This is a genomic window from Hamadaea sp. NPDC051192 (assembly GCF_040682475.1).
GTDB classification, from domain to species: Bacteria; Actinomycetota; Actinomycetes; order Mycobacteriales; family Micromonosporaceae; genus Hamadaea; species Hamadaea flava.
In genome coordinates this window covers 1-10779 of record NZ_JBFBAZ010000063.1, presented here as the reverse complement: position 1 = coordinate 10779, position 10779 = coordinate 1, and the positions used below count along the sequence as shown (strand labels likewise).

Annotated in this window: 13 protein-coding genes and 1 pseudogene; 7 read left to right on the top strand and 7 right to left on the bottom strand. The window is 71.1% G+C overall.

Features of this window, described 5'->3' with window-relative positions:
- The first annotated feature begins 48 nt into the window (after nt 1-48).
- Together AB0M47_RS24735 and AB0M47_RS24730 are read left to right on the top strand one after the other, a co-directional pair.
- Entirely contained in the window at nt 49-1365 is a 1317-nt protein-coding gene (locus AB0M47_RS24735; RefSeq protein WP_363418100.1) for a sensor domain-containing protein, read from the top strand.
- The gene (locus AB0M47_RS24730; RefSeq protein ID WP_363418099.1) at nt 1353-1985 is read left to right on the top strand and encodes a response regulator transcription factor; all 633 of its coding nucleotides are present in this window, start codon (nt 1353-1355) and stop codon (nt 1983-1985) included. The genes AB0M47_RS24735 and AB0M47_RS24730 overlap by 13 nt, the downstream gene beginning before the upstream one ends.
- A gap of 33 nt (nt 1986-2018) precedes the next feature.
- Here AB0M47_RS24730 and AB0M47_RS24725 read toward each other — a convergent pair whose 3' ends face one another.
- Genes AB0M47_RS24725 through AB0M47_RS24715 form a run of 3 tightly spaced genes read right to left on the bottom strand, consistent with a single transcriptional unit; the run spans nt 2019 to nt 4067 of the window.
- Nucleotides 2019-2321 carry a hypothetical protein gene (locus tag AB0M47_RS24725; protein WP_363418098.1) on the bottom strand — a complete coding sequence of 101 codons (303 nt, stop codon included), beginning with the start codon at nt 2319-2321 and terminating at the stop codon, nt 2019-2021.
- Entirely contained in the window at nt 2309-3724 is a 1416-nt protein-coding gene (locus AB0M47_RS24720; RefSeq protein ID WP_363418096.1) for a trehalose-6-phosphate synthase, read from the bottom strand. The genes AB0M47_RS24725 and AB0M47_RS24720 overlap by 13 nt, the downstream gene beginning before the upstream one ends.
- Entirely contained in the window at nt 3711-4067 is a 357-nt protein-coding gene (locus tag AB0M47_RS24715) for an STAS domain-containing protein (RefSeq protein ID WP_253755906.1), read from the bottom strand. Before AB0M47_RS24715 ends, AB0M47_RS24720 begins: the two co-directional genes overlap by 14 nt.
- 188 nt (nt 4068-4255) lie before the next feature.
- Between AB0M47_RS24715 and AB0M47_RS24710 the strand changes: the two genes are divergently transcribed.
- From AB0M47_RS24710 to AB0M47_RS24700, 3 genes are read left to right on the top strand one after another with little or no spacing between them, the layout of a single operon-like run.
- Complete coding sequence (locus AB0M47_RS24710; RefSeq protein ID WP_253755908.1) at nt 4256-4930, top strand: response regulator transcription factor; 675 nt, start codon at nt 4256-4258, stop codon at nt 4928-4930.
- The gene (locus AB0M47_RS24705) at nt 4927-6381 is read left to right on the top strand and encodes a HAMP domain-containing sensor histidine kinase (protein WP_363418094.1); all 1455 of its coding nucleotides are present in this window, start codon (nt 4927-4929) and stop codon (nt 6379-6381) included. The genes AB0M47_RS24710 and AB0M47_RS24705 overlap by 4 nt, the downstream gene beginning before the upstream one ends.
- Nucleotides 6378-6959, top strand: coding sequence for a GerMN domain-containing protein (locus AB0M47_RS24700; protein WP_363418092.1), 582 nt, complete (start codon nt 6378-6380; stop codon nt 6957-6959). The genes AB0M47_RS24705 and AB0M47_RS24700 overlap by 4 nt, the downstream gene beginning before the upstream one ends.
- Before the next feature lie 21 nt (nt 6960-6980).
- On the opposite strand, the gene AB0M47_RS24695 is transcribed toward AB0M47_RS24700, so the two are convergent.
- Together AB0M47_RS24695 and AB0M47_RS24690 are read right to left on the bottom strand one after the other, a co-directional pair.
- Nucleotides 6981-7802: an oxygenase MpaB family protein gene (locus tag AB0M47_RS24695; protein ID WP_363418091.1), complete on the bottom strand. Its 822-nt coding sequence runs from the start codon at nt 7800-7802 to the stop codon at nt 6981-6983.
- A 9-nt stretch (nt 7803-7811) separates the two neighbouring features.
- On the bottom strand, nt 7812-8402 hold the full coding sequence (locus AB0M47_RS24690) for a TetR/AcrR family transcriptional regulator (RefSeq protein WP_363418089.1): 591 nt from the start codon (nt 8400-8402) through the stop codon (nt 7812-7814).
- 122 nt (nt 8403-8524) lie between these two features.
- On the opposite strand from AB0M47_RS24690, the gene AB0M47_RS24685 reads away from it, so the two are divergent.
- Nucleotides 8525-9028: a cupin domain-containing protein gene (locus AB0M47_RS24685; RefSeq protein ID WP_363418087.1), complete on the top strand. Its 504-nt coding sequence runs from the start codon at nt 8525-8527 to the stop codon at nt 9026-9028.
- Nucleotides 9025-9483, top strand: a complete 459-nt coding sequence (locus tag AB0M47_RS24680) for a TIGR03618 family F420-dependent PPOX class oxidoreductase (RefSeq protein WP_363418085.1) — start codon at nt 9025-9027, stop codon at nt 9481-9483. The genes AB0M47_RS24685 and AB0M47_RS24680 overlap by 4 nt, the downstream gene beginning before the upstream one ends.
- A gap of 394 nt (nt 9484-9877) precedes the next feature.
- Here the strand turns inward: AB0M47_RS24680 and AB0M47_RS24675 are convergent, their stop codons facing one another.
- Nucleotides 9878-10333, bottom strand: coding sequence for a DUF222 domain-containing protein (locus AB0M47_RS24675; protein WP_363418157.1), 456 nt, complete (start codon nt 10331-10333; stop codon nt 9878-9880).
- Nucleotides 10334-10341: 8 nt separating this feature from the next.
- Nucleotides 10342-10779 (bottom strand): annotated as a pseudogene (locus AB0M47_RS24670) (hypothetical protein); the annotation flags it as partial.

Sequence of the window (10779 nt, the reverse complement as noted above, 5' to 3'; positions counted from 1 at the left end):
GCCGGCGCACTGATCATCCGCCTCCCGCTGATGGCTAAACTCCGCCGGGTGCGTAGTGGCCGGTCTCTTGCCTATCTCGTGACCAGCCTGGTCGCGGGTCCGGCCGGCTTCCTCTGGACGCTCGCCACGACCGTGCTGATGGCGGTCGGGGCGGTCACCGCGCTGGGCGCGCCGGTCTTCCTGGCCGTCACCTGGCTTGACCGCCACCTGGCCGACCTCGAACGCCGCCGGGCCGCGTGGGTCCTCGGCGCTCCGATCACCTCGCCGTACCTTCCGGTCACCACCATCGGCCGCGCCCGCGTCCGCCAGCTCGCGGCACAGCCCGCGACCTGGCGCGACATGGCCTGGTTCGCGGTACTCCTCCCGCTCGGCCTGACCCTCGGCATCATCGCGGTGGTCGCGACCGTGGTGACGGCGGCGGCCGTGATCGCCCCGGCCTGGGCCTGGTCGGTCCCGGAGCGTCGTGCGCATCCACTGATCCAGCAAGCCATGGGTACGCACAGCGGCCGTCTCCTGATCTCGGCGGTCGGCATCGCCCTGATCCCGATCGCGCTGTGGCTGGTGCGGCAGTTGGCGTCGGCGCAGGCCCGGGTGGCGGTCGCGTTGCTCGCCCCGGGTGAGCACGGCCGGCTCGTCCGGCGGGCTCAGGAACTGGCCGCGTCCCGGGCCCGGGTGGTCGACGCCCAAGCCGCCGAACTGCGCCGGATCGAGCGGGACCTGCACGACGGAGCCCAGGCGCGCATCGTCGCGGCCGGGATGACGCTCGCCCTGGCCGAACGCCGGGCGCGTACCGGCTCCGCTGTTCCTGCCAGTGCTGCTCGTCGTGCCGGCGCTGCTTCTACTGACAGCACCGCTGTCGCTGATGGCACCCCTGGTGCTGACGGCAACGCGGTGCTGGACGGGATCGCTACCGCTCGCCGTCAGCTCGACGAGGCGCTGGCCGAGCTGCGCCGGCTCGTCCGCGGCATCCACCCGCCGATCCTCACCGACCGGGGACTGGCCGCGGCGGTGAGCGCGCTCGCCGGGGACTGCCCGATTCCGGTCGCCGTCACGATCGAGACGCCCGAGCGGCTGTCTCCGGCGGTCGAGTCGGCGGCGTACTTCGTGGTCGCCGAGGGCTTGGCGAACGCGGTCAAGCACGCCGCAGCGACCTCTTGCGCGGTCCTCGCCCGCTACGGTGCCGCGAGCGGAAGAGAACGCCTGACCGTCGAGGTCGCCGACGACGGGACCGGCGGCGCCGACCCGGCCGGCTCCGGGCTCGACGGCCTGCGCCGCCGGATCGAGGCCCTCGACGGCACGTTCACCGTCACCAGTCCACCCGGCGGGCCGACCCGCCTGAGAGCGGAGATCCCATGCGCATCGTGATCGCCGAAGACCTCGTGCTGCTCCGCGACGGCCTGGTCAGCATCCTCACCGGCACCGGCCACGAAGTGGTGGCCGCGGTGGACACCGCCGACGCGCTGCTCGAAGCGGTCGCCGAGCACCAGCCGGATCTATCCATCGTGGACGTACGCCTGCCACCGTCCTATCGCGACGAAGGCATCCGGGCGGCGCTGCGGCTGCGCCCGGCACCCGTGCTGATCCTGTCCCAATACGTCGAGCGCACGTACGCCGCCGAACTGCTCGCCGACGGCAAGGGCGCGGTGGGTTACCTGCTCAAGGACCGGGTGACCGCGCTCGACGACTTCCTCGACGCGGTGGAACGGGTGGCCGCGGGCGGCACCGCGATGGACCCCGAGGTGGTCCGTCAGTTGTTCGCCCGCAACGCCCAGAACCAGGGCGTCACCGCGCTCACCCCACGCGAGCGAGAGGTGCTCGACCTGGTGGCGCAAGGCATGTCGAACTCCGCGATCTGCGCCGCCCTCGTGCTCGCCCCGGTGTCGGTGGAGAAGCACATCGGCAACATCTTCGCCAAACTCGGCCTGCCGCCGTCGGACGACTCGCATCGCCGGGTGCTGGCCGTGCTCGCGTACCTGAACACCTAGGTCCGGTCCGTCACAGGCCGGTCAAGGGCCGTGTCACGGCCTGTTGCGGTTGCCCGTGGGCGGCATCGCGGCTCGGGAGGTGACTACGCGGACGTCGCCGGTCCGGGCGCACACCTCGACGACGTGGACCGCGCGGCGTTCCTCCAGCACCACCAGCCACCAACCGTGGGCCTGCGTGGCGTCGGCGAACGTCCACTCGCGTACGCCGCCACCCGGATGCGGCACGGCGGCGATCGCTCGGGCGATCGCGAGTTCCTTGGGCAGCGATTCGTCCGGAGCGTACGGAAGCATCACCGACCCTACCCCGGCGAGCAGCCGCCACATCACCGCGCGCATGTCGCCCGAGCCTTGTCCGGCGCCCGATACGCGGTCACGGCGTCCAATGTGTCCAAAAACGCGGTCGTCGCCTTCGGCGCGTCGTGCTCGCGTACGCGTCGGCGCATCGCCGCCATCCCCTCGTCCGGCTTGGCCCGGAGCTCGATCGCAGCGCAGATGGCGTCCTTCACCTCGATCAGGTCTTCGGGATTGACGATCGCCGCCTCGGGCAGTTCGGCCGCCGTCCCGGAGAACTCCGACAGCACGATCCGCCCCGTGTCGTCGAGCCGGGTGGCGGCGTACTCCTTGGCGGCCAACGTCGCGCCCTGCCGCAACGGCAGCGCCAGCAGCACGTCGGCCGCGAGGTACAACGAGGTCAGCTCGGCCGTGTCCAGTTCGTGCCGGACGTAGTGGACGACGGGGTGCCCCAGCCGGGAGAACATCCCGTTGATCTGCGCCACCTGCCGATCCACCCGTTCCTGCACGGCCGCCGGATGCGCCGCCTCGGAACCGGCCGCCGCCACGTGCACCAGCACCGTCGACAGTGGATCGACCCGGCCCTCCGCGATCAGCTGGGCGTACGCGTCGAGGCGCCGCTCGACGCCTTCGTGCTCGTCGAGCGCGCCGACCGACAGCAGCACCGTACGCGGATCGCCCAGGCTCTCACGGAGTTCCCGGGCGCGGTCACGAACGCCCGGATCGGCGGCGTACGCGGCGAACCGGGCGGCGTCGATCGACGGCGGGAACGCGGTCGCGACCACCATGCGCCCGTCGGCCAGCAGCAGCCGGTCGCCCCGGCGCAGCCCGGTCACCTCGTGCGCCGCGTCGAGGAAGTTCGCGGCCGACCGCGCGTCCGGCAGACCGAGCAGATCCGCGCCGAGCAGACCACGCATGACCTTGTCCCGCATGGGCATCCGCAGGAACCGCTCCACCGGTGGGAACGGCGCCTGCAGGTGTACGCCGATCCGCAGATCCGGCCGCGCCCGGCGAAGGTAGCCCGCCACGAGCAGGAGGTGGTAGTCGTGGATCCAGACGACCGCGCCCGGAGCGGCGAGCCGGGCGGCGGCGACGGCGTACCGGTGATTGACCCGCCGGTACGCGGCCTGCCACGGCTGGTGGAACTGCGGCGGCGGGCCGTACTCGTGCATCAGCGGCAGCAACGTCTCCCGGCACTGTCCCAGGTAGTACTCCTCGATGTCCGCGCTCGGCGCGAACAGCCCGGTCAGCCAGGCGCCCGCGACCTGAGCGTCGCGGGGCAGCACGTCGTGCAGCGCGACCCAGGCTCCGTCGCGCTCGCCGGTCGCCGCCGCGAAACCTGCCGCGGGATCGGCGGCCCGCCGACGGAGTATCCAGCCGGCGGCAACCGCCTCGACGGGCAGCGCGTGCGCCAGCGTGACCAGGTCGAACGTCTCAGGCCGCGGCATCGGGCGCCTCCCCCGGCGGGACGGCGCCGTCCGGTTCAGCGGGAGTGACATGCAGGACCCGATCCGCCCGCGCCAGCCGCAGGTTGCGCCGAAGCCGTTCCGACGGGGCGCGCAGCGTCAGCACCCCGCCGTCGAGGCGGGCCCGCCGATGCGCTTCCAGCAGCACCCCGATGGCGGCGGCGTCGAGATACGGGCACTGCTCCAGGTCGAGCACGATCTCGACCGGCGAAACGGCCAGCGCGTCGTCGAGCAGCCTCGTCAGCCGCGACAACGCCCACAGGTCCAGTTCCTCCGTGACGACCAGCTCGACGACGGGAATCCGGCTCACCGAACCACGCACCATCGTCCCCACCTCCGACTATCGGCCTCTGCCTCTTCTGACCTCTGCCTCTTCTGACGCTCCGACCCTGGGAAACGGATGTGGCGACCCCGGCCCCAAACCATGACAGTCTCGTGACAAACCGCCGATCAGGTCTCATACGCCCGCTTCGTCGCTGGTCAGCGGCGCGACCGATGGGCATGATGGCCCGCATGGCCTCGGTGCTGGTGATTGAAGACGACGACCGGATCCGGCTGTCGCTGGTGCTGGCCCTCGAAGACGAGGGCTACGCCGCCGAGGGCGCCCCGACCGCCGAGGAGGGCCTGGCCCGGCAACGTAAGAACCCGGCCGACACCGTCCTCGTCGACCTGATGCTGCCCGGCTTGGACGGTTTCGACACGATCCGGGAGCTTCGCCGAGCCGACGACGTCCCGATCGTCGTCGTGTCCGCCCGCAGCGACACCCACGACATCGTCGCCGCGTTGGAGGCCGGCGCGGACGATTACCTGGTCAAACCGGTCGCGGTCAAGGAGCTGACCGCCCGGCTGCGCGCGCTGCGCCGCCGGGCGCGAGCCGCCGCGACGGCGATGCCGACGCTGATCTTCGGCGAGCTGACCATCCTGCCGCTGGCCGGCGAGGTCACGCTGCACGGCGAACCGGTCGCGCTGACGCGTACGGAGTTCCGGCTGCTGTGCGAGCTGGCCGAGCATCCCGGCATGGTCTTGTCCCGCCAGCAGCTGCTCGAACGGGTCTGGGAGTACGACTTCGGCGACGAACGCCTGGTGGACGTCCACGTCGGGCGCCTGCGGCAGAAGATCGAGGTCGAGCCGTCGGCCCCGAAGCACCTCGTCACCGTGCGCGGTCTGGGCTACAAGTTGCAGCGATGAAGCGGCTCCGGCAGCCCGGCCTCCGGGTACGCGTGACGGCGGCGTTCGCCTTGGGCGCCCTCGTCATCTCGGCGACGATCGCGATCGCGTCGTTCCAGATCACCCGGCAGACGCTGCTCAGCGGACGGGAGCGGTCGGCGCTGCGGGCGGCGTACTTCGACGCCAACGTGGTCAACGCCGGGCTGGCCGCCGACGACGACCCCGACGTCCAGGAAGTGCTGCGTACGCTCGACACCGGCAGCAGCCGCCACGCGATCATCTACCGGAACGGCCGGTTCTATTCGCGTACCGCCGACACCGGGTACACCAAGGCACTGCCCGCCGACCTGCAATCCCTGGTCGGCTCCGGGCACACCGCCGTGCAACGCGTACGCGTCGAGAGCGGCCCGGCCTGGGCGATCGGCATCCCACTGCCTGACGGCAGCCGCTTCTACATGATCGACTCGATGAAGGAGCTCGACCGGACGCTGCGCGTCATGTCGCTGGTGCTGGCGTTGGTCGCGGCAGCGACCACGGCGGCCGGCGCGGCCCTAGGCGCGTACGCGAGCCGCCGCGTGTTGCGGCCGATGCGAGTGGTGGCCGACGCCGCGCGCGACATCGCCGGAGGCGACCTGACGGCCCGGCTGGACCCGGCGACCGAACCCGACCTCGAACGGCTCACCACGTCGTTCAACCGCATGGTCGACCAGCTCGCCGCCCGGCTGGAACGGGATCGCCGGTTCGCCGCCGACGTGAGCCACGAGCTGCGCTCGCCGCTACAGACGCTGGCCGCCGCCGCGAGCGTGCTGGCCCGCCGCCGCGACCAGCTTGATCCGCGGTCCGCGCAGGCCGCCTCGTTGGTGGCCGACGAGGTCGAACGGTTCCAGACGCTCGTCACCGATCTGCTCGAACTGGCCCGCGCCGATCAGCCCGCCGACCGGCGGCTCACCGAGGTCGCCGAGCTGGCCCGCCAAGTCGTCGCCCGCAAGGGTTTCGATCCCGGCATCGTCTCCGTCGCCGAACCCGGCTTCGCGCCGGTCTGGCCGGTCGACTCGCGCCGCTTCGAGCAGATCATCGCCAACCTCCTCGACAACGCCGTACGCCACGGCGGCGGCCCGACCGCGGTACGCCTCGGCGGCACGGCCGGCACCGGCTGGCTGGAGGTCGACGACGAGGGTCCGGGCGTACCGCCGGCCGACCGGATCTCGATCTTCGACCGCTTCGTCCGGGGCCGGGCGGCGAACGCCCGCGCCGACTCCGACGGCACCGGCCTCGGGCTGGCCCTCGTCCGGCAGCACGCCCTGGCCCACGGCGGCGACGCGACCGTCACCGATCGGCCCGGTGGCGGCGCCCGGTTCCACGTAGAGATAAGCCTGTCCCCCGACGAGCCGGCCGCCATCCCCGCCCAGCCCGACCGCACCGCCCGGCGCGAGCTGGCATCCCAGCGCGATCGAAGAGGCGGGCCCGCGTGAGCAGACGAGCCACAACCCTCCTCGCCGTCCTGCTGGTCGCCGGAGTCGGGGTCACTGGATGCGGCGTGCCCGCCGAGTCCGAACCGCGCAGTGTGTCGCCGCCGCCCGGACCGTTCGCCGGGCTCAGCTCGCCCGTGCCGTCGGCTCCCGCCACGACGGCGACCGGCCGCCTCACCGAGATGCTGTACTTCGTCCTGGACGGGAAACTGATCCCGGTCACCCGGCGAGTGGACGCCCAGCCGACGGTCGACGAGCTGATCAACGCCCTACAGGTCGGCCCGACGAAGACCGAACGCGACACCGGCCTGTCCACCGCGCTCGGCGGCACCAACGTGGTGGCGGCGTTCTCCGTCGCCGGCGACCGGGTGGAGCTGACCCTGACCGCCCCGGTCGACGGCAACGGCCGCGCCGACGAAGCCCTCGGGTACGCCCAGCTCGTCTGCACACTGACCGCGCGGGGAGACATCCATGGCGTCGTGTTCACCCGCGACGGGCACCCGGTCGGCGTACCGCGTGGGGACGGGTCCCTGTCGGAAGGCCCGCTGACCGCCGCCGACTACAGCATGCTGCTCGGCTAGCGGGTCAACGCGGCTAGCGGATCAGCGGCCGGTCCCGCTGGGCCCGATCTGGTCGAGCGTGTACCCGCCCGGGTACGCCGCATTGGCCCGCCCGGGCTCCCACTGGTCGACCACCGGCACCGGTCGCAGTCGCCGCAACCGCGCGCGGCAGCGCAGTCCGATATGGACAATCATCCGCGGCAGCCGACCTGGTTCGGATCGGCCGAGCGCCGTACGCGCCCGCTGATCGAGCATCGCGTCCAGCGAAGCGGCAGTCATCCGCTGGACGAAGCCGAACCGGCGCAACGGTTTCGGCAACCGCTGCACCATCAGATCCTTTGTCGACGAAAGCAGCTCCGCCGCCGCCGGATCGTAGGCGAAGTTGTCGCGCTCATACTCCTCGAACTCCGCCTCGAACTGCTCCCAGGTCGCCGGGATCGCCGGAATCCCCATCGCCGCACCGACTCGCGTATAGAAGCCGAGCGTCGCGGCCCGTTGCGCCGCGGTGAGCGGCCGCGGACCGTAGCGGTCCACCCATCGCGTCGGGATGAACACCAGCGTGCCCAGCACGTACCGGTAATCGGCGTCGCTGATGTCGTGCGCGCGATGCATCCGGTTCAGCGCCGACAGCACCTGGCGTCCGCGCGGATGGTCGACACCGTGGGCGATCAGCTCATACATGATCACGCCGGTGTCGTAGGCCCGCTTGAGCGGCCGCCCCGTCAGCTCACCGGTGCCGAGCAGCAGCCGCGCGATGCGCGGCACGCAGTACGTCCGATAGAACGCCAGGTTGAGACCCACGCGGATCTCCGGCCAGAACTCACGCAACACCAACTCCCGGTAGATCCGGTGGGCGTCGTCCATCCGCGAACTCTACCGAGCCACGTGGGCCGGCTTCAGACCGTCGAACACCAGCTTCAGCACATCCGACATGTACGCCTTGGGCAGCGGCCGGGTTCGGAGGAGCCAAGCGTGGTACAACGGGCCGAAAATGATCTCGACAACCATGTCGAGGTCGGCGTCGGACCGCAGTTCATCGGTTCCCTGCGCCTTCGTCAGGCGCTGCTTCGCCTCGACGATCGCCAGTTCCAGCAGCGCGCGTACGCCGTCGGCGGCGACGTCGTCGGACTGCGCGGCGATCAGCAGCCCTCGCCAGACCGCACCGGCGTCGGAGTCGAAGAGCCGTTGGAGCGCCGTCGTCTGCGTGAGCAGATCGGCCGCCAGATCACCGGTGTCCGGGAAGCCGGCCGCCCGCTCGCGTTCGCGCTCCATGTACTCCAGGAGGACCGCCGCCTTCGACGGCCACCAGCGATAGATCGTCTGCTTGCCGACGCCGGCTCGGGCGGCGATCGCCTCGACGGTGACGGCGGCGAAGCCGACTTCGGCGCACAGGTCAGCAGCGGCGGTCACGATGGCTTGCCGCGACTGCTCGTTGCGCCGGTTCGGATCGGGTTGACGGCTCACGGACCATCACTCTACCCGCTCACGAGGCGATACGTCTCGTCTTGACAACGCGGATCTTCCCAGGCACAGTTCAACACGAGACAGAACGTCTCGTCTCCCGTTTTCGTCCCCCGGAGGCCTTCGTGTCCGATTTCACCCAGCTCAGCAGTGCCTTCGCGTTGCTCCGCGGCGGCGTGCTCGTCCGCGACAGCGACGCCGAGATCCTCAGAAGCGACCCGTCCAGCGTCATCACGCTGCTCGCCGACGCCGAAGCGACCGGCGGCGTCCTCACCAGTCACCGCACCACCCTGCGGGACGGAACACCGGGTACCCCGCCGCACTTCCACGCCAACTGCGACGAGCTGTTCTTCGTCATCGACGGCCGGCTGCGCGTCCTGCTCGGCCAGGAGGTCCTGACGCTGGACGAGGGCGATCTCCTGCTCGTGCCGCCCTACATGCCCCACGCGTACGCCCCGGCGCCCGACCACGACGCCGACTTCCTGTGCGTCTTCACCCCCGGTACGCCGCGCGCCGACTACCTCCGTCTGCTCGACCGGGTCCACGCCGGCGAGGCGAGCTGGGACGATCTGCTCCAAGCCCAGGAGCTGTACGACACCCACTACGTGCCCTCGGAACTCTGGCCATGAGCGGAGCGCCGCCGGCCCCGTTGAGCGACGAGCAGGCCGCTCGGCTCCTCGACGGCCAACGGTTCGGCATCCTGGCCAGCGTCAAGCGGGACGGCCACCCGCATCTGTCCACAGTGCTCTATCGATGGAGCGCCCCCGAACGGATGATCCGCGTGTCGTCCACCGCCGACCGCCTCAAAGTCCGCCAACTCCGGCGCGATCCCCGGACCGCCCTGCACGTCACCGGCCCCACCGTCTGGTCGTACGCCGTCGCCGAAGGCGAAGCAGAAGTCTCCCCGCCCTCCGCCGCACCCGGCGACGCGGTCGGGCGGGAACTGCTGGCGATGACGCCCGGCTTCACCGATCCCGCCGCCGAGCAGCAATTCCTCGAACAGCTCGTGGCCGACCGGCGAGTCGTCATCCGCATCCGAGTGTCCCGCCTCTACGGCGCCGCCGCCCTAGACATCGCCTCCTGACCACAGCACCTCCTGATCACAGCACCTCCTGATCACAGCGCCTCCTGATCACAGCGCCTCCTGATCACAGCGCCTCCTGATCACAGCACCTCCTGATCACGGCGCCTCCTGACCACAGCGCCTCCTGATCACAGCGCCTCCTGACCACAGCGCCTCCTGATCACAGCGCCTCCTGATCGCGATGCGGCACACCCGTCGGGGAGAGGCGGACCCTCGCCAAGGCGCAAATCTTCACTGCCACGCAATGTTCGCAGCCACGCAAATGTTCACAGTCACGCAAGCCTTCGCGGGGGCGGCGACGAATATGCGGTAGGACCCTGTCGTCGTACCGCGACCACGCTGCGGCGGCCGGAGCGGGGCGGGCCGGCGCAGGCCCGCCCGCAACAACCCGATCTCAGCATCTTCGGCGGAGGGTGTTCTGAACCGGTCTTCGAAGCGGGTCGACGAAGGCGGGCGGGAGGAACTCAGGAAAGCCATCCGGCCTCATCCGGACTTCCCAGTGCCCGTGGTGGATCTCGCGATGGTGAAAGCCACAAAGCAGGACGCTGTTGGCGAGGCAGGTGGTTCCGCCGTCTGCCCAAGCCTTGAGGTGATGTCCGTGGCACCACTGCGGTGGCCGGTCGCAGCCGGGGAAGGCGCATCCCTTGTCCCGCAGGACGAGTGCGCGGCGGAGCGGTCCGTCGATGAGGCGTCGGGCGCGGCCGACGTCGAGAACTTGCCCGTCGCCGCCGAGCACGGCGGGGATGATCATTGCGTCGCAGGCCAGGCGTCGCACGGTCTCCGGGGTGAGCAGGTCACCGGTGTCGAGCAAGCCCGCGCCGACCTTGGCTCGGAGCGCGTCCCAGGGCAGGGTGATCGTCAGGTGCGTTTCTCGCCGCCGTTGTCGGGCAGCTCACCGGCGTTCATGATCCGCTGGCACACCTCGATCAAGGCGTCAGCCCGCCGGGCCCCTGCGGAACGCAGATCCGGCTCGCCCGGCAGCACACGGGCTGCGATGTGATCGCCCTCGACCGCATCCGCCCCGCGCTCATGCGCGCAGCCTCCGCCAGCGCAGCCGGCAACACCGCAGCGTGCATCCACGCTGCCGCCAGCGCAGCCCGCAACACCGCCGCCGCCACGGCAGCGCGCCGCCGAAGAGCCTGCGACACCGCCGCCTGCACCTGGGCCATCGTCAGGGCAACATGCGACACAGCCGCCCGAAGCATCGGGCAGTGCGGCAGCCGCAGCGGTGGGTGCGGGCTTGCGTGGTCCGGACAACGGATCCAACGCGGTCCGCACGATCGCAGCCATCTCCGA